Annotated in this window: 18 protein-coding genes; 14 read left to right on the forward strand and 4 right to left on the reverse strand. The window is 59.1% G+C overall.

The features are described from left to right. Positions 1-2 precede the first annotated feature (2 nt). The 8 genes from TMS3_RS21640 to sthA all read left to right on the forward strand — a co-directional run bounded on the left by TMS3_RS21640 (position 3) and on the right by sthA (position 7,296). Positions 3-1,214 carry an NADH:ubiquinone reductase (Na(+)-transporting) subunit B gene (locus TMS3_RS21640; RefSeq protein WP_025167389.1) on the forward strand — a complete coding sequence of 404 codons (1,212 nt, stop codon included), beginning with the start codon at positions 3-5 and terminating at the stop codon, positions 1,212-1,214. Then, positions 1,207-1,995: a Na(+)-translocating NADH-quinone reductase subunit C gene (locus tag TMS3_RS21645; protein ID WP_025167390.1), complete on the forward strand. Its 789-nt coding sequence runs from the start codon at positions 1,207-1,209 to the stop codon at positions 1,993-1,995. The genes TMS3_RS21640 and TMS3_RS21645 overlap by 8 nt, the downstream gene beginning before the upstream one ends. After that, positions 1,992-2,666: an NADH:ubiquinone reductase (Na(+)-transporting) subunit D gene (locus TMS3_RS21650; protein ID WP_200929739.1), complete on the forward strand. Its 675-nt coding sequence runs from the start codon at positions 1,992-1,994 to the stop codon at positions 2,664-2,666. The genes TMS3_RS21645 and TMS3_RS21650 overlap by 4 nt, the downstream gene beginning before the upstream one ends. After that, positions 2,666-3,274: an NADH:ubiquinone reductase (Na(+)-transporting) subunit E gene (nqrE, locus tag TMS3_RS21655; protein ID WP_025167392.1), complete on the forward strand. Its 609-nt coding sequence runs from the start codon at positions 2,666-2,668 to the stop codon at positions 3,272-3,274. The genes TMS3_RS21650 and nqrE overlap by 1 nt, the downstream gene beginning before the upstream one ends. Before the next feature lie 15 nt (positions 3,275-3,289). Continuing rightward, positions 3,290-4,516 carry an NADH:ubiquinone reductase (Na(+)-transporting) subunit F gene (gene nqrF, locus TMS3_RS21660; protein WP_025167393.1) on the forward strand — a complete coding sequence of 409 codons (1,227 nt, stop codon included), beginning with the start codon at positions 3,290-3,292 and terminating at the stop codon, positions 4,514-4,516. A 104-nt stretch (positions 4,517-4,620) separates the two neighbouring features. Continuing rightward, positions 4,621-5,544, forward strand: coding sequence for an FAD:protein FMN transferase (locus TMS3_RS21665; protein ID WP_025167394.1), 924 nt, complete (start codon positions 4,621-4,623; stop codon positions 5,542-5,544). Continuing rightward, complete coding sequence (gene nqrM / locus TMS3_RS21670) at positions 5,541-5,774, forward strand: (Na+)-NQR maturation NqrM (protein WP_025167395.1); 234 nt, start codon at positions 5,541-5,543, stop codon at positions 5,772-5,774. Before TMS3_RS21665 ends, nqrM begins: the two co-directional genes overlap by 4 nt. A gap of 127 nt (positions 5,775-5,901) precedes the next feature. Beyond that, positions 5,902-7,296 (forward strand): Si-specific NAD(P)(+) transhydrogenase, encoded by a 1,395-nt coding sequence (gene sthA, locus TMS3_RS21675; protein ID WP_025167396.1) that lies wholly within the window; start codon positions 5,902-5,904, stop codon positions 7,294-7,296. A 159-nt stretch (positions 7,297-7,455) separates the two neighbouring features. Here the strand turns inward: sthA and TMS3_RS21680 are convergent, their stop codons facing one another. The 3 genes from TMS3_RS21680 to TMS3_RS21690 are packed head-to-tail and all read right to left on the reverse strand — an operon-like array spanning position 7,456 to position 9,070. Continuing rightward, the gene (locus tag TMS3_RS21680) at positions 7,456-8,175 is read right to left on the reverse strand and encodes a glycerophosphodiester phosphodiesterase (RefSeq protein WP_025167397.1); all 720 of its coding nucleotides are present in this window, start codon (positions 8,173-8,175) and stop codon (positions 7,456-7,458) included. Continuing rightward, positions 8,172-8,477: a hypothetical protein gene (locus TMS3_RS21685; RefSeq protein ID WP_025167398.1), complete on the reverse strand. Its 306-nt coding sequence runs from the start codon at positions 8,475-8,477 to the stop codon at positions 8,172-8,174. The genes TMS3_RS21680 and TMS3_RS21685 overlap by 4 nt, the downstream gene beginning before the upstream one ends. Positions 8,478-8,488: 11 nt before the next feature. Next, the gene (locus tag TMS3_RS21690) at positions 8,489-9,070 is read right to left on the reverse strand and encodes a PilZ domain-containing protein (RefSeq protein WP_025167399.1); all 582 of its coding nucleotides are present in this window, start codon (positions 9,068-9,070) and stop codon (positions 8,489-8,491) included. 95 nt (positions 9,071-9,165) lie between these two features. Between TMS3_RS21690 and TMS3_RS21695 the strand changes: the two genes are divergently transcribed. The 3 genes from TMS3_RS21695 to TMS3_RS21705 are packed head-to-tail and all read left to right on the forward strand — an operon-like array spanning position 9,166 to position 12,366. Next, positions 9,166-10,416 (forward strand): lipoprotein-releasing ABC transporter permease subunit, encoded by a 1,251-nt coding sequence (locus TMS3_RS21695; protein WP_025167400.1) that lies wholly within the window; start codon positions 9,166-9,168, stop codon positions 10,414-10,416. Positions 10,417-10,423: 7 nt separating this feature from the next. After that, positions 10,424-11,122 (forward strand): lipoprotein-releasing ABC transporter ATP-binding protein LolD, encoded by a 699-nt coding sequence (gene lolD, locus TMS3_RS21700; RefSeq protein WP_025167401.1) that lies wholly within the window; start codon positions 10,424-10,426, stop codon positions 11,120-11,122. Further along, positions 11,122-12,366, forward strand: a complete 1,245-nt coding sequence (locus tag TMS3_RS21705) for a lipoprotein-releasing ABC transporter permease subunit (protein WP_025167402.1) — start codon at positions 11,122-11,124, stop codon at positions 12,364-12,366. The genes lolD and TMS3_RS21705 overlap by 1 nt, the downstream gene beginning before the upstream one ends. Before the next feature lie 50 nt (positions 12,367-12,416). On the opposite strand, the gene TMS3_RS21710 is transcribed toward TMS3_RS21705, so the two are convergent. After that, complete coding sequence (locus TMS3_RS21710) at positions 12,417-12,950, reverse strand: DUF2062 domain-containing protein (RefSeq protein WP_025167403.1); 534 nt, start codon at positions 12,948-12,950, stop codon at positions 12,417-12,419. 137 nt (positions 12,951-13,087) lie between these two features. On the opposite strand from TMS3_RS21710, the gene TMS3_RS21715 reads away from it, so the two are divergent. The 3 genes from TMS3_RS21715 to TMS3_RS21725 all read left to right on the forward strand — a co-directional run bounded on the left by TMS3_RS21715 (position 13,088) and on the right by TMS3_RS21725 (position 16,443). Beyond that, on the forward strand, positions 13,088-15,313 hold the full coding sequence (locus TMS3_RS21715; RefSeq protein ID WP_029866556.1) for a DNA internalization-related competence protein ComEC/Rec2: 2,226 nt from the start codon (positions 13,088-13,090) through the stop codon (positions 15,311-15,313). 72 nt (positions 15,314-15,385) lie between these two features. Continuing rightward, positions 15,386-16,018 (forward strand): MotA/TolQ/ExbB proton channel family protein, encoded by a 633-nt coding sequence (locus TMS3_RS21720; RefSeq protein ID WP_025167405.1) that lies wholly within the window; start codon positions 15,386-15,388, stop codon positions 16,016-16,018. Beyond that, a complete protein-coding gene (locus TMS3_RS21725; protein ID WP_025167406.1) occupies positions 16,015-16,443 on the forward strand; it encodes an ExbD/TolR family protein in 429 nt (142 codons plus the stop codon). Before TMS3_RS21720 ends, TMS3_RS21725 begins: the two co-directional genes overlap by 4 nt. Positions 16,444-16,452 lie beyond the last annotated feature (9 nt).

Consider the following 16,452-nt stretch of genomic DNA (forward strand, 5'->3'; position numbering starts at 1 on the left):
TCATGGGAATTCGTGCATTCCTCGATAAAATCGAGCACAACTTCGAACATGGCGGCAAATACGAAAAGTGGTACGCCCTGTACGAAGCCGTCGACACCTTCTTCTACCGCCCGGGCAGCGTGACCAAAACCACCGCCCACGTGCGTGACGGTATCGACCTCAAGCGCATGATGATCACGGTGTGGTTGTGTACCTTCCCGATGATGTTCTTCGGCATGTGGAACACCGGCTATCAGGCCAACCTGATCTTCGCCCAGAGCCCCGAGCTGTTGGCGGCCCAGGAAGGCTGGCGCTTTGCCCTGATCGGCTCCCTGGCCGGCTTTGACCCCAGCAGCTTGTGGGACAACTTCATCCAGGGTGCGGCGTGGTTCCTGCCGGTTTATGCCACAGCCTTTATCGTCGGTGGCTTCTGGGAGGTGTTGTTCGCCTCGATCCGCAAGCACGAAGTCAACGAAGGCTTCTTCGTTACCTCGGTGCTGTTCGCCCTGATCCTGCCGCCGAGCATTCCGTTGTGGCAAGTGGCGCTGGGCATCAGCTTCGGCGTGGTGATCGGCAAGGAAGTGTTCGGTGGTACCGGCAAGAACTTCCTCAACCCGGCCTTGGCGGGTCGTGCCTTCCTGTTCTTCGCCTATCCGGCGCAGATGTCCGGTGATGCGGTATGGACGGTAGTCGATGGCTTTGCCGGTGCGACTTCCCTGAGCCTGGCTGCGGCCGGCGGTATCGACAACGTGGTCGGCCAGGGCATCACCTGGATGGACGCCTTCGTCGGCACCATGCACGGTTCCCTGGGTGAGACCAGCACTCTGGCCATTCTGATCGGTGGCGGCGTACTGCTGCTGACCAAGATCGCCTCCTGGCGCATCGTCGCCGGGGTGATGCTCGGCATGATCGGTCTGAGCCTGCTGTTCAACACCATCGGCTCGCAAACCAACCCGCTGTTCGCCATGCCCTGGCACTGGCATCTGGTGGTGGGCGGCTTCGCCTTCGGGATGTTGTTCATGGCCACCGATCCGGTGTCGGCTTCCATGACCAACACAGGTAAGTGGATTTTCGGTGCCTTGATCGGGGTGATGGTGGTGTTGATTCGTGTGGTCAACCCGGCGTTCCCGGAAGGCATGATGCTGGCGATTCTGTTCGCCAACCTGTTCGCACCGCTGATCGACCACTTCGTCGTTCAAGCCAATATCAAGCGGAGGCTGGCACGTAATGTCTAGTCAAAAAGAATCCACCGCACGCACGCTGACGGTGGCCCTGTTGGTCTGCCTGGTGTGCTCGGTATTCGTCGCGGGTGCGGCGATCGCTCTGAAGCCGACTCAGGTCGACAATCGTCTGTTGGATAAGCAGCGCAGCATTTTGGCGATTGCCGGCCTCGGCGATGCCTCGATGAGCGGCAAGCAGATCAAGGAACTGTTTGCCAATACCATCAGCGCAAAACTGGTCGATCTGGAAACCGGAGTTTTCTCCGATGCCTATAACCCGATCGTCTTCGATCCACTCAAGGCATCCAAGGACCCGAAGCTGTCCAGCGTGCTGCCGGCCAGTGAGGATATCGCCGGGATCAAGCGCCAGGAGCGCTTCACCACTGTCTATGTGGTGGAACAGGATGGCCAGGTGCAGACCCTGATCCTGCCGGTACGTGGCTACGGGCTGTGGTCGACCCTGCATGGCTTCATCGCGCTCAAGGGCGATCTCAATACTGTGGTCGGCATGGGCTTCTATCAGCACGCCGAAACGCCGGGCCTGGGCGGGGAAGTCGACAATCCCAAGTGGAAAGGTCAGTGGCCGGGCAAGACGCTGTTTGATGAAAACGGCGACTTAGCCGTGGCCATCGTCAAGGGCGGCGTCGACCCGAAAAGTCCGCAGGCCGAACACCAGGTCGACGGTTTGGCCGGCGCCACCCTTACCAGCAAGGGGGTGGACAACCTGTTGAAGTTCTGGCTGGGCCAGAACGGCTTCGGTCCGTTTATCGCTAACCTGCGCGCAGGGGAGGCTTGATCATGTCGCAGCCGACTATTAAAGAAGTCCTACTCAATCCGATCTTTAACAACAACCCCATCGGCCTGCAGATCCTCGGGATCTGCTCGGCCCTGGCGGTAACCTCGAACCTGCAGACAGCGCTGGTGATGTCTGCGGCGCTGACCCTGGTGACCGGTTTCTCCAACCTGTTCATTTCGATGATCCGCAGCCAGATCCCCAGCTCGATCCGCATGATCGTGCAGATGGTGATCATCGCCTCCCTGGTAATCGTGGTGGATCAGGTGCTCAAGGCCTATGCCTTCAGCCTGTCCAAGCAATTGTCGGTGTTCGTCGGCCTGATCATCACCAACTGCATCGTGATGGGCCGTGCCGAGGCCTTCGCCATGCAGAACCCACCGGTTTTGTCGTTCTTCGACGGCATCGGCAACGGTCTGGGTTACAGCGCCATGCTGATTGCCCTGGGCATCATTCGCGAGCTGTTCGGCGCGGGCAAGCTGATGGGCTACGAGATCATTCCGGTGATCAACGACGGTGGCTGGTACCAGCCTAACGGCATGTTGTTGCTGCCGCCTTCGGCGTTCTTCCTGATCGGCCTGTTTATCTGGGCCATCCGCAGCTGGAAGACCGACCAGGTGGAAAGCAACGCCTACAAGATGGCACCGCAGGTCTCGAATAAGGAGGCTTACTAATGGAGCATTACATCAGCCTGTTCGTCCGTGCGGTGTTCGTAGAGAACATGGCACTGGCGTTCTTCCTCGGCATGTGCACCTTTATCGCCATCTCGAAGAAAGTTGAGACGGCGATCGGCCTGGGTATCGCCGTGGTGGTGGTACTGGGTATCACCATGCCGGTTAACAACCTGATCTACACCAATATCCTCAAGGACGGCGCCCTGGCCTGGGCCGGTCTGCCCGAGGTGGATCTGAGTTTTCTCGGTCTGTTGACCTTCATCGGCGTCATCGCGGCGATCGTGCAGATCCTCGAGATGACCCTGGATAAGTACGTGCCGGCGCTGTACAACGCGCTGGGCGTGTTCCTGCCCTTGATCACGGTTAACTGCGCAATCATGGGTGGCTCGCTGTTCATGGTCGAGCGCGACTACAACCTGGCCGAGAGCACTGTCTATGGCATCGGCGCGGGCGTGTCCTGGGCCTTGGCGATCGCCGCGCTGGCGGGTATTCGCGAGAAGCTCAAGTACAGCGACGTACCGGCTGGCCTGCAGGGGTTGGGGATCACCTTCATCACCATCGGTCTGATGTCCCTGGGCTTCATGTCCTTCTCTGGCGTGCAGCTGTAAGGAAAGGATGAACAGATGATCAATTTTGAGATATTCCTAGCGATTGGCATGTTCACCGCCATTGTATTGGTGTTGGTGCTGGTCATCCTCGCGGCGCGCGCCAAGCTGGTTTCCAGTGGCGACGTGAGCATTGAGATCAACGGCGAAAAAACCATCGTGGTGCCGGCCGGCGGCAAGCTACTGCAGACCTTGGCGGCGAATAATGTGTTCCTGTCGTCTGCCTGCGGCGGCGGTGGTACCTGCGCCCAGTGCAAGTGCATCATCGAATCGGGCGGCGGCGAGATGCTGTCGACCGAAGAGTCGCACTTCACCAAGCGCGAGGCCCGCGAGGGCTGGCGCCTGTCCTGTCAGGCCGCGGTCAAGCAGGACATGAAGATCGAGGTGCCGGAAGAGGTCTTCGGCGTGAAGAAGTGGGAATGCACGGTGGAGTCCAACCCCAACGTGGCCACCTTCATCAAGGAACTGACCCTGAAGCTGCCGGAAGGCGAGAGCGTCGACTTCCGCGCCGGTGGTTATGTACAGCTGGAGTGCCCGCCGCACGAGGTTCACTACAAGGACTTCGATATTCAGGAGGAGTATCGCGGCGACTGGGACAAGTTCAACCAGTGGAAGTACAGCTCCAAGGTCGAAGAAACGGTAATTCGCGCCTACTCCATGGCCAACTACCCGGAAGAAGTCGGTCTGGTGAAGTTCAACATCCGTATCGCTTCGCCGCCGCCGGGCAAGGACCACTTGCCGGCCGGGCAGATGTCCTCCTGGGTGTTCAGCCTCAAGCCAGGTGACAAGGTTACGGTGTACGGGCCATTCGGCGAGTTCTTCGCCAAGGACACCGATGCCGAGATGGTGTTTATCGGCGGTGGTGCCGGCATGGCGCCGATGCGTTCGCATATCTTCGACCAGCTCAAGCGCTTGAAGTCCACCCGCAAGATCAGCTTCTGGTACGGCGCGCGCTCCATGCGTGAAGCTTTCTACAATGAAGAATATGATCAGTTGCAGGCGGAAAACCCGAATTTCAAGTGGCATCTGGCGCTGTCCGATCCGCAGCCGGAAGACAACTGGACGGGCCTCAAGGGCTTCATTCATAACGTGCTTTACGAGAACTACCTGAAGGACCACCCGGCTCCTGAAGATTGCGAGTTCTACATGTGCGGCCCACCGATGATGAACGCCGCAGTGATCAAGATGTTGGTCGACCTGGGTGTGGAGCAGGAAAATATCCTACTCGACGACTTCGGCGGCTAAGCGTGAAGTATGCGGTACTCCAGCCCGTTATAGCTGTCGCCTTGGCGGCAGCCCTAACGGGCTGCTGGTTTTCTGAGCGGGTTGAAGAGTTCGCCGGCCCGACCATGGGCAGCAGCTATTCGGTCAAATACGTACACAGTAAAAATCTGCCTGAAGTGGCGGTGGTCAAGGCCGAGACTGAGGCGATCCTCGCCGAAGTCGATCAGCAGATGTCCACCTACCGCGCTGATTCGGTCCTTTCAGCGTTTAACAGGGCGCCCGCAGGCAGCTGCATGGCCGTGCCGGATGGGGTTTTGCAGCTGGTACGTGCGGGGCAGGCGTTGGCTCAGGAAAGTAATGGGGCTTTCGACCTGACCCTCGAGCCGTTGCTCAACCTCTGGGGCTTTGGTCCCCAGGCTCGGGTTGAGCGGGTGCCGAGCGCGCAGCAGTTGGCAGAGGCGCGACGCCGTACCGGGCACGCGCATCTGCATGTCAAGGGACAGCAACTGTGCAAAGACGTTGATTTGCAGCTCGATCTCAACAGCATTGCGGCTGGCTACACCGTCGACAGGATCGTTGCGCGTCTGCTTGAGCTGGGAGTCAGCAGTTATCTGGTCGATGTGACTGGTGAGTTGAAGGCCGCCGGCAAGAAGCCGGATGGTCAACCGTGGCGCATCGCCATCGAGGCACCACGGGACGATCAGCGCGTGGCACAACGGATTGTGCAGTTGGATGGTTACGGCGTCTCCACCTCGGGTGACTACCGCAATTATTTCGAAGAGAACGGCATCCGCTACTCGCACACTCTGGATCCACAAACCGGAGCGCCGATCCGACACAAACTGGCGGCGGTCACCGTGCTGGATCCCTCCACCCTGAGGGCGGATGGACTGTCCACCTTACTGATGGTACTCGGGCCTGAGCGAGGCTTGGCGTATGCTGAACAGACAGGCATCGCGGCATTTTTCGTGACCCGTGACGGCGAGGGCTTCGTCACACAGAGTACCGCGGCTTTCGAGCAGCTATTCGCTGCAGGAGAAGAGCAATGACTTGGCTAGTCGTATTTTTCACCATGTTGCTGGTGGTGTCGTTGATGGCAGTTGGCGTGATCATGGGGCGTAAGCCGATTGCCGGTTCCTGTGGTGGCATCGCCAATTTGGGCATTGAAAAGGAATGCTCGATCTGTGGTGGTAGTCGCGAGAAGTGTGAAGAGGTCAATAGTGAGTCGGCCTCATCGAACACTGAGACGCTGGCTTACGACGCCACCAAGCGCCAATAGCCACCCGTTGGCTAGTCTGGGGATAGGCTGCAACAGCTGAGGTATCGATAGCCGAACTGCACAAGTGCAGTTCTGGCCCTGCCGAGGGTGCTCAATAAGCACGCCGGCGTGATCTGAAGGAGTAAACATGGCGGTCTACAACTACGACGTAGTAGTGCTGGGTTCTGGCCCTGCGGGTGAGGGGGCGGCAATGAATGCGGCCAAGGCCGGGCGTAAGGTGGCCGTGGTCGATAGCCGCCGCGAAGTCGGCGGCAACTGCACCCACTTGGGTACCATTCCTTCCAAGGCGCTGCGCCATTCGGTGCGGCAGATCATGCAGTTCAACACCAACCCGATGTTTCGCCAGATTGGCGAGCCGCGCTGGTTCTCTTTTCCTGACGTATTGAAAAGCGCCGAGCGGGTCATCGCCAAGCAAGTATCTTCACGCACGGGCTATTACGCGCGTAACCGGATTGACCTGTTTTTCGGCACTGGCAGTTTTGCCGATGAGCAAACCATCGAAGTGGTCTGTCCGAACGGCGTGGTGGAAAAGCTGGTTGCCAAGCAGATTGTCATCGCCACCGGTTCACGCCCGTATCGTCCTGCGGATGTCGATTTTCGCCACCCGCGGGTCTACGAAAGCGACACCATTCTGACCCTTAGTCACACGCCGCGCCGGTTGATCATTTATGGCGCCGGGGTTATCGGTTGCGAATATGCGTCGATTTTCAGCGGTCTCGGGGTGTTGGTCGATCTGATCGACAATCGTGACCAGCTGTTGAGCTTCCTCGATGCAGAAATCTCCGATGCGCTGAGTTATCACCTGCGCAATAACAACGTATTGATTCGTCATAACGAGGAATACGAGAGCATCGAGGGGCTGGATAACGGGGTGATTCTGCACCTCAAGTCCGGCAAGAAGATCAAGGCGGATGCCTTGCTCTGGTGCAACGGTCGCACGGGCAACACCGACAAGCTGTGTCTGGAAAACATCGGCATCAAGGTCAATGGCCGGGGTCAGGTCGAAGTCGACCAGAACTATCGCACCGAGGTTTCGAACATCTTCGCCGCCGGCGATGTGATCGGCTGGCCGAGCCTGGCCAGTGCTGCCTATGACCAAGGCCGTTCTGCTGCGGGTAACATCGTCGAGAATGATAGCTGGCGCTTTGTCGATGACGTGCCGACCGGTATCTACACCATTCCGGAGATCAGCTCGATCGGCAAGAACGAGCGTGAGCTGACCCAGGCGAAAATCCCCTATGAAGTCGGCAAGGCATTCTTCAAGAGCATGGCGCGCGCGCAGATTTCCAACGAGCCGGTGGGCATGCTGAAAATCCTATTCCATCGCGAAACCCTGGAGGTTTTGGGGGTGCACTGCTTTGGCTATCAGGCCTCGGAGATCGTGCACATTGGTCAGGCCATCATGAACCAGAAGGGCGAGGCCAATAGCATCAAGTATTTCGTCAACACCACCTTCAACTACCCGACCATGGCGGAGGCCTATCGGGTGGCGGCGTTTGACGGTCTCAATCGGCTTTTTTGAGCGGCTCCGACCGGTGGCCTGAGCCGGTCGGGGAGGATCCGTTCAGCGATTCCCAGGCGTGGCGCTGGCCTAATCGGGAGAGTTTCTGAGCAGGCAGCATCAAAAAAACCGGCCCTGGCGGCCGGTTTTTTTGTGGGTGGTTTGGCTTGATGAGCGAATTCAGCGTGTCAGGGTTGCTGCCGCCAGGCCTGGGAAGTCGGTGATCAGGCTGTCAACGCCGAAGTCCGCGAGTCGTTGCATCAGCGCTGGCTCGTTGACCGTCCAGACTGAGACATGCAGTCCGGATTTTTGCGCCTTGAGCAAGCGCTCCGGGGTGCACAAAGTCCAGTTCAGTGCGAGCAATTGGCATTCATAATGGCGGGCCACTTTCAGTGGGTCGAGCCAGGCATATTCCGCAACCAGTCCGCGAGACAGTTGAGGCGTCAGTTGGTTGAGTGCAGTCAGCACTGCTCGCGAGCTGGAGGTGACAGTAACCTTGTCAGCCAAGCCATAGCGTTCGGCCAGCGTGGCAATCGCCGTGACGGTACGTGCCGCGCGGACTTTCGAGGCGCTTTTGACTTCCAGTTGCCAGTGCTCGAAGTCGCAGGTTTCGAAGAGTTCAGCCAGGCGTGGGATGGGGCAGGGCTGTACCCAGTCAGGACCGCTTTTACGCGCGTCATAGGTGACCAGTGCGGCAGCGTCGTGTTCGACCACCTTGCCGCGGCGACCGGTAGTACGTTTCAGCGTCGGGTCATGAATCACCATCAGCTCGCTGTCGCGCGACAGGTGCAGGTCCAGTTCGCAACGACGCACACCATGCTCCAGGCATTTCTGGAAGCTGACCAGGGTGTTCTCTGGTGCTTCGCCTTTGGCTCCGCGATGGCCATAGATCAGGGTCATGGTTGTTCCTTCCTGGGCATGGCGGCACGCGGTTGATGATGGCGCACGCTGTTGATTACATGGTCGTACTCGAAGTACACGCTGAACTCGCGGTAATCCCAGCGGGTGATGGGCGGTTGACCGATAGTTGGGTGCTCTTCGTCGGCCAGGCCGAAACGCTCCAGTACTGCACGGCGTGAGTCGCCACGTTGAGGCATCTGGATGGTGGCGGCGCCTTGTTCACCGAGGGGGATTTGCAGCGACTCTGCGCTTGCGGTCAGCGGCAGCCATATGAGCATGAACAGGGCGGGCAGGCGTGGCATACGGGCTCTCATCAAGAGGGGGTGGGTTGCTCGCGGGCCTGGCGGCGTTCCAGTGCCTGCTTTTGTAGGATATGTCGGGCCAGTAATTGGCGCTGTGCGTCGGTCAACGCTTCGAACTCTGTACCAATTTCGAATTGTTCGTCGGCGAGGGGGCGGCAATGGATCACCTTGGCCCGCAACAGCAGTCCCAGTGCCTGGGGCATCAGAACGATCTTGATTGCCAGATGACTGTCGATGGCGATGTTGTGTGGACTGTTGAAGCTGACTCCGCCTTCGGACAGAGTGACCTGCTTGGGTGAGCCTATATCACGCATCAGGCTCAGCGCCACGGCTTGGCCGAGCAGATCGATACGTTTATTGACGACTTTCAGGTAGTTGGCCAGGGTGCGGTCGCGTTCGCTGATATGTCGTAGCAAATGCTGCGACTCGAAGTCCATCAGGTGTAGCTCGCTGAGCAGGTTAAACAGCGGAGAACTGTCGTGAAGCTCGTCACTGGCCAGTGCGTCGGCACCGGACAGGGGGGTGAATTCCAGTGCGATCGTGTCGTCGATACGATAGTATTCGCGGCGATCATCTTCATCTTGAGTCGGCATGGCGAACCCATGGCAGCAGTGGTGGTCTGAGTGTAAAGCTGCTTGCCTAGCCCCGCCACAAGGACGTCCCTCTTTTCCGCGAATCAGCCTCCGCTATGTTCAAACCCTTGTTCGTATTTATTGGTACGCGTTACACGCGCGCCAAACGCCGCAACCATTTCGTCTCCTTCATTTCCCTGACCTCGATGATCGGCCTGGCACTTGGTGTGCTGGTGATGATCGTGGTGCTGTCGGTGATGAATGGTTTCGATCATGAGATGCGTACCCGTGTGCTCGGCATGGTCCCGCATGCCACGGTAGAAAGTGCCACGCCGATCACTGACTGGCGCAGTCTGGCCAATGACGCCCTGCAGCATCCGCAGGTATTGGCTGTTGCACCGTTTAGCCAGATGCAGGGCCTGCTCACGCATGAGGGCAAGGTGCAGAAGGTGCTGATCAATGCGATTGATCCGCAGGAAGAGGAGAAGGTCTCGATCATCGGCGATTTTTTCCAGCAAGGGAGCCTGAAGGATCTCGAGCCGGGTGAGTTCGGCATGGTGATCGGTGATAAGGCCGCAGCCAAGCTGGGAGTTGGGCTCGGCGACAAGATCACCTTCGTCGCCCCGGAAGTGACGGTGACACCCGCTGGGATGTTCCCAAGGCTCAAGCGCTTCACCGTAGTTGGCATCTTCCATGTCGGCGCTGGCGAAATTGACGGTTATTTGGCCTTGACCCATGTACAAGACCTGGCTCGCCTGCAGCGCTGGCAGGCTGAGCAAGTACAGGGGGTACGGCTGAAATTCGCCGATCTGTTCCAGGCACCTAGAACCGCCTGGGAGTTGGCGAAAAGCCTCGGCGATGGCGATTTTTATGCGCGGGATTGGACACGTACCCATGGCAACCTGTACCAGGCGATTCGCATGGAGAAGGCGATCATCGGCCTGCTTCTACTGCTGATCGTTGCGGTTGCCGCCTTCAATATCATCTCGACTCTGGTCATGGTGGTTACCGACAAGAAAGGCGATATCGCCATTTTGCGTACCTTGGGTGCGACGCCGGGACAGATCATGGCGATCTTTATGGTGCAGGGTACCGTGATTGGGGTGTTCGGCACGGCGCTCGGCGCGCTCTTGGGGATTGGCGCTGCACTGAATGTCAGTGCAGGTATCGCCGCGCTGGAGAGTGCCTTGGGCATGAAATTCCTCAATGCAGATGTGTACTTCATCGACTATCTGCCTTCCCAGTTGATGCTGGAGGATGTGCTGCTGGTGTGCGGCGCCGCATTGGTTCTAAGTTTTCTCGCGACCCTTTATCCGGCTTGGCGTGCAGCACGCACTCAGCCTGCGGAGGCACTGCGTTATGAATAATCAAGTTATGGGTGACCCAGTGAAACAGGATCAGGCCGTTCTGAGTTGTCGCAACCTCGGTAAGAGCTATGAAGAAGGCCCGCAATCGGTGGTGGTGCTCGATGGTTTGACGCTTGAACTGCACCCAGGCGAGCGGATCGCGATTGTTGGTAGCTCGGGATCGGGCAAGAGTACCTTGTTGAACATGCTCGGCGGCCTGGATACGCCCACTACGGGCAGCGTTTGGTTGGCCGGTGAAGAACTGTCGGCGCTGAATGAAAAGCAACGCGGGTTGCTACGCAATCGCGCCCTGGGCTTCGTTTATCAGTTTCACCACCTGTTGCCAGAGTTCAGTGCCCTAGAGAACGTCTGCATGCCCTTGCTGATCGGCCGCACGGCGATTGCCGAGGCGCGCCAGCGGGCCACGCAGTTGCTCGAACGAGTGGGTCTTGGTCATCGCCTGGCGCACAAGCCGGCTGAACTGTCCGGCGGCGAGCGCCAGCGTGTGGCGATTGCCCGGGCGTTGGTCAATCGACCCGGCTTGGTAATGTTGGATGAGCCAACCGGCAACCTCGATCACCACACCGCACAGGGCATTCAGGACTTGATGAAGGAACTGAGCATTTCGTCGCAGACCGCCTTTCTGGTAGTCACCCATGACCTGCAGTTGGCACAGCAGATGGATCGGGTACTGCGCCTGGAAGACGGCAAGTTGGTGGCCGCCTGATGTTCCGCCCTTTGAGTATCTTTATCGGTACCCGCTATACCCGAGCGAAGCGGCGTAATCATTTCATCTCCTTTATTTCACTGACCTCGATGATCGGCCTCGCCTTGGGTGTCTTGGCGATGATCGTGGTGCTGTCGGTCATGAATGGCTTTCAGAAGGAAATGAGCGCGCGGATCCTCGGCATGGTGCCGCATGCCACTATTGCTGGGGTGCAACCGCTGGATGACTGGTCGGCGGTGGCGGCTGCGGCCAGGAAAAACCCGCAGGTGCTGGCTGCAGTGCCTTTTGCCGAGTTGGAGGGGATGATTTCCTATCGCGGCTCGATGCAGCCGATTCAGCTGCACGGCATCGACCCCGAGCTGGAGTCGAAGGTCTCGATTATTGGCGATCACATGGTACAGGGGCGCCTGGCCGATTTGCAGGCGGGTGAGTTCGGTGTAGTGATCGGCGAGATCACCGCGCGGCGCTTTCAGTTGAAAGTTGGCGACAAGCTGGCCTTGATCGTGCCGGAAGTCAGCTCGGTGCCCGGTGGCATCACTCCACGCATGCAGCGGATCAATGTGGTCGGGATTTTCAAGGTCGGTGCCGAGCTGGACAGCTCGCTGGCGCTGATTAATGTCGCCGATGCCGCGCAGATTCAACGCATGCAGCCGGGGCAGGTGCAGGGCGTGCGCTTGAAGCTGAAAGACCTGTACCAGGCGCCGCAAGTATCGTCCGCAGTGGTCGTTGGGCTGGGGGAGGGCTACCACGCCAGCGATTGGACCCTGACCCAGGGCAGCCTGTTCAGTGCGATGAAGATGGAAAAGACCATGATCGGCTTGCTGCTGTTGTTGATCGTGGCGGTGGCGGCGTTCAACATCATTGCCACCTTGATCATGGTGGTGGCCGATAAAGGCGCCGATATCGCCATCCTCCGCACCCTGGGCGCAACGCCAGGGCAGATCATGGGGGTTTTCATGGTGCAGGGCACGGTGATTGGCGTAATCGGCACGCTGATCGGTGGCGTGCTGGGTGTGCTAGCGGCATTGAATGTCAGTCAGCTGGTCGGTTGGGTGGAGGGCTTGATCGGTCAGCAGGTGCTCAGCTCTGATGTGTACTTCATCAACAACCTGCCGTCGGAGTTGCAGGCCCCGGATGTACTGCTGATCTGCACGGCCGCCCTGGTCTTGAGCTTTCTCGCCACGTTGTACCCTTCCTGGCGTGCATCGCGCATCCAGCCAGCTGAGGCCTTGCGCTACGAGTGAGCTAGTCTCTCTTCAAGAAAAAGCCGTTACTCAGTAACGGCTTTTTCGTTTCAACCCTTGTTTGCGCGATTGCGGCGTGTTTCCTGGCGCTTGCGCCAGTTATGCCGCACCCACCAGTGCCAGTAGCTGTTGGTGGCCAGGTAACCCAGCAGGGCGAAGATCAGACCCAGCACCAGGGAACCCAGATAGAGCGGTTGCCAATGGCTTTGCATTACCTGGCCGACCCAGCTCAGGCTGATGTGTTCGGGCATCTGCAGGGTGGGTGTATTGGTCATCCATGCGCCGAACTTGTAGCTGCAATAAAACACCGGCGGCATGGTGATAGGGTTGGTCAACCAGACCAGGCCGATGGAAATTGGCAAATTCGCACGTGCGGGAATGGCCATGGCAGCGGCGGCGAGCATCTGCAGGGGCATGGGGATCATCGCCCAGAACAGGCCGATGGCCATGGCGCGAGAGACGGAGTGGCGATTGAGATGCCAAAGATTGGGGTCGTGGATTAGAGCGCCCAGAAACCGCAGGGACTTGTTGGCCTTGATGCGATCCGGGTTGGGCATGTAGCGCTTGAATAAGCGACGCGGCATGGGGGCTCTCTGACAGGCTAACAGCGCCAATATTATGCACAGATTCATGGCAGTCTGCTTTCACACTTTGTGACAGCAGATAAGCGAATGCAGTGCTTGGTGACTCTGCAGGGGGTAATCACAAGGAGTGAGTGGCGATGCGCATAGGGATGTTGGCGCTGGTAGCAGGTATCTTACTGCTGCGTTTTTTACCGACGTTGCCGCCTGTCTGGTTGTTATGCCTGCTGCCGATGCTCGGTCTGATGCTGTTGCCCTTTCGCAGTTATCCGCTGACTTTTTTTCTATTTGGCTTCAGCTGGGCGTGCATCTGCGCGCAATGGGCGTTGGATGATCGTCTGGATCCGCAGCTGGATGGCCGTACCTTGTGGGTGCAGGGTCAGATAGTTGGCTTGCCGGAAGTGGGCGATGGCGTTGTGCGTTTTCAGTTGGAGCAGGTTGAATCACGTCGCGCCAAACTGCCAGAACGGTTGCGGTTGGCCTGGTATGGCGGGCCCGAGTTGCGCGCCGGCGAAACCTGGCGGCTGGCGGTACGGCTGAAGCGTCCACATGGGCTGGTCAATCCGCATGCCTTCGATTACGAGGCCTGGCTGCTGGCACAGCGCATCGGTGCTACTGGCACGGTCAAAACGGCTGAGCGGGTGTCCGTGGCGAGTGGTGTGGGTGCCTGGCGCGACGTCTTGCGCCAACGGTTGCTAGGCGTTCCGGCTCATGGTCGTGAGGGGGCACTGGCGGCTTTGGTGCTGGGTGATGGCTCGGGGCTTTCGGTGGCCGATTGGCGAGTGTTGCAAGACACCGGTACGGTGCACCTAATGGTGATTTCTGGTCAGCACATCGCCCTCATGGCTGGGCTGCTGTATGGCCTGATTGCAGGCCTGGCCCGCTTGGGGTGGTGGCCACGCGCCTGGCCGTGGTTGCCGTGTGCTTGTGCCTTAGCTTTTGCCGGCGCTCTGGGGTATGGGATGCTGGCCGGCTTCGAGGTTCCAGTTCGACGGGCATGCGTGATGGTAGGCCTGGCATTGCTTTGGCGCTGGCGTTTTCGTCATCTTGGCGTCGGCTTGCCGCTGCTGATGGCGTTACTCGTGGTCTTGCTACTGGAACCTTTAGCGGGGTTGCAGCCGGGGTTCTGGTTGTCCTTTGGGGCGGTCATGCTGCTCATTCTGATTTTTAATGGCCGTCTGGGTGCCTGGACCTGGTGGCAGACACTGGGGCGAGCACAGTGGGCGATGGCCGTGGGGTTGTTGCCGCTGCTGATGGCTCTGGGACTGCCCGTAAGTGCCAGTGGACCACTGGCCAATTTGCTAGCGGTGCCTTGGGTTGGCTTGGCTGTTGTGCCCCTGGCGCTGCTGGGAACCCTGCTTTTGCCGTTGTTTGGTGTGGGTGAGGCGCTGTTATGGGTGGCTGGCGGGCTGCTCGATCTATTATTCATGCTGTTGTCGCAGATCGCCGACTGGCTGCCGGCCTGGCAGCCGAGCGCGTTGCCGCTGTGGGCCTGGTTGCTGTGTGCGTTGGGTACTGTGCTGTTGTTATTGCCGGCCGGTGTGCCACTACGCAGCCTGGGTTGGCTTTTATTGCTTGCGCTGTTTTACACCCCACAACCACGCCCGGCACTTGGCCAGGCCGAAGTGTGGGTGCTGGATGTCGGGCAGGGGCTGTCGGTGTTGCTGCGTACCCATGGGCACACGCTGTTATATGACGCGGGTCCGCGTTTTGGTGATTTTGATCTCGGCGAACGAGTGGTATTGCCGAGTTTGCGCGGCCTGGATGAGCGACGGCTTGATCTGCTGTTAATCAGTCATGCCGACAATGACCATGCAGGCGGTGCTCGCGCGATTCAGCGGGGTGTGGCGATCGAGCGAGTGGTCAGCGGTGAGCCAGAGGCGCTACCTGCTGTGCTTCAGGCGCAAGCCTGCGAGGCAGGTCGAAGCTGGCAGTGGGATGGTGTGCGTTTCAGCACCTGGCGCTGGGCTGATGCGCGTAATGCAAATCAGGCCTCCTGTGTATTGTTGGTTGAAGCCGCGGGCGAGCGCATGCTGCTGACCGGTGATATCGATAGCCGTGCCGAGCGCGCGTTGCTCGACAGCGGCTTGGATGTGCGCGCCGATTGGCTGTTGGCGCCGCATCATGGCAGTCGCAGTTCTTCATCTCCGGCGTTCGTGCGGGCGGTTGCTCCGCGCGCAGTGCTGATATCGCGTGGGCAGCACAACAGCTTCGGTCATCCGCATCCCACGGTGCTCGCTCGTTACCATGCAGTCTTCGCACGGATCTATGACACGGTTGAGCAGGGTGCGTTACGTGTGCAGCTGGGCACCTTTGCCGCGGGCCAGGGGTTGCGTCATCGTGCGCGATTTTGGCGGGAAAAATGAGAACGGTGACGGTCGGCGCTGAGGTGACCCTATGCTAGAGTGGCGCCACTTTTCCAAAGGGGATGTGCCACCGTGTGGGAACTGGTCAAAGCTGGCGGCTGGATGATGCTGCCGATCATGCTGTGCTCTATCGCTGCGGTCGGCATCATTGCCGAGCGCTTGTGGACTCTGCGGCCGAGCCGCATCACGCCGCCTCACCTGCTCGGTCAGGTTTGGCGTTGGATCAAAGACAAAAAGCTGAATAACCAAAAGCTTAAAGAGTTACGTGCGGATTCCCCGCTCGGACAGATTCTGGCCGCCGGTCTGGCCAACTCCAAACACGGTCGCGAGATCATGAAGGAGTGCATCGAGGAAGCCGCCGCGCGGGTCATTCACGAGCTGGAGCGCTACCTGAATGCGCTCGGCACTATCGCCGGTATCGCACCGCTGCTCGGTTTGCTCGGTACCGTGCTGGGCATGATCGAAATCTTCAGTTCCTTCATGGGTTCGGGAATGGCCAATGCGCCGCTACTCGCCGCGGGCATCGCCAAGGCCTTGATTACCACGGCGGCCGGTCTGATGGTGGCGATTCCAGCGCTGTTCTTCCACCGTTACCTGCAGCGTCGGGTCGATGAGCTGGTGGTTGGCATGGAGCAGGAAGCGATCAAGCTGGTGGAGGTGGTGCAGGGTGATCGTGACGTCGACCTGGGAGAGGGCAAGGCGTGAAGTTTCGACGCAAACCGCGGGAAAATGTCGAGATCAACCTGGCTTCCCTGATCGACGTGGTGTTTATCCTGTTGCTGTTTTTCGTGGTCACCACCACCTTCACCCGTGAGACTCAGCTCAAGGTTGACCTGCCGGAAGCTGCTAGCGGCACACCGCCGGAACAGACCGAGCTGAAGCAGTTGGAGGTGCTGATCGCCGCCGATGGCAGTTATTCGCTGAACGGTCGACAGCTGTTGAAAAGTAGCCTGGACAGTTTGATCGCCGCGCTGCAAAAAGAATCAGAGGGCGACAACAGCCTGCCGTTGACCATCAGTGCCGACGCCAAGACGCCACACCAGGCGGTGATCACGGCCATGGATGCGGCGGGCAAGCTGGGCTTTGCTCATCTGCGTATTACCACGGTCGAGGCGCAGGCTGCGCCTTGATGACCTCTC

The organism is Pseudomonas taeanensis MS-3, from assembly GCF_000498575.2.
GTDB lineage: Bacteria > Pseudomonadota > Gammaproteobacteria > Pseudomonadales > Pseudomonadaceae > Aquipseudomonas > Aquipseudomonas taeanensis.

Excerpts from the sequence above, each read along its gene's own strand:
- nqrE (WP_025167392.1), top strand. The coding sequence starts at position 2,666 with ATGGAGCATTACATCAGCCTGTTCGTCCGTGCGGTGTTCGTAGAGAAC.
- nqrM (WP_025167395.1), top strand. The coding sequence starts at position 5,541 with ATGACTTGGCTAGTCGTATTTTTCACCATGTTGCTGGTGGTGTCGTTG.
- TMS3_RS21705 (WP_025167402.1), top strand. The coding sequence starts at position 11,122 with ATGTTCCGCCCTTTGAGTATCTTTATCGGTACCCGCTATACCCGAGCG.
- sthA (WP_025167396.1), top strand. The coding sequence starts at position 5,902 with ATGGCGGTCTACAACTACGACGTAGTAGTGCTGGGTTCTGGCCCTGCG.
- TMS3_RS21715 (WP_029866556.1), top strand. The coding sequence starts at position 13,088 with ATGCGCATAGGGATGTTGGCGCTGGTAGCAGGTATCTTACTGCTGCGT.
- TMS3_RS21695 (WP_025167400.1), top strand. The coding sequence starts at position 9,166 with ATGTTCAAACCCTTGTTCGTATTTATTGGTACGCGTTACACGCGCGCC.
- TMS3_RS21680 (WP_025167397.1), bottom strand. The coding sequence starts at position 8,175 with ATGACCCTGATCTATGGCCATCGCGGAGCCAAAGGCGAAGCACCAGAG.
- TMS3_RS21665 (WP_025167394.1), top strand. The coding sequence starts at position 4,621 with ATGGGCAGCAGCTATTCGGTCAAATACGTACACAGTAAAAATCTGCCT.
- TMS3_RS21645 (WP_025167390.1), top strand. The coding sequence starts at position 1,207 with ATGTCTAGTCAAAAAGAATCCACCGCACGCACGCTGACGGTGGCCCTG.
- TMS3_RS21690 (WP_025167399.1), bottom strand. The coding sequence starts at position 9,070 with ATGCCGACTCAAGATGAAGATGATCGCCGCGAATACTATCGTATCGAC.
- TMS3_RS21640 (WP_025167389.1), top strand. The coding sequence starts at position 3 with ATGGGAATTCGTGCATTCCTCGATAAAATCGAGCACAACTTCGAACAT.
- TMS3_RS21685 (WP_025167398.1), bottom strand. The coding sequence starts at position 8,477 with ATGCCACGCCTGCCCGCCCTGTTCATGCTCATATGGCTGCCGCTGACC.
- lolD (WP_025167401.1), top strand. The coding sequence starts at position 10,424 with ATGGGTGACCCAGTGAAACAGGATCAGGCCGTTCTGAGTTGTCGCAAC.
- TMS3_RS21710 (WP_025167403.1), bottom strand. The coding sequence starts at position 12,950 with ATGCCGCGTCGCTTATTCAAGCGCTACATGCCCAACCCGGATCGCATC.
- nqrF (WP_025167393.1), top strand. The coding sequence starts at position 3,290 with ATGATCAATTTTGAGATATTCCTAGCGATTGGCATGTTCACCGCCATT.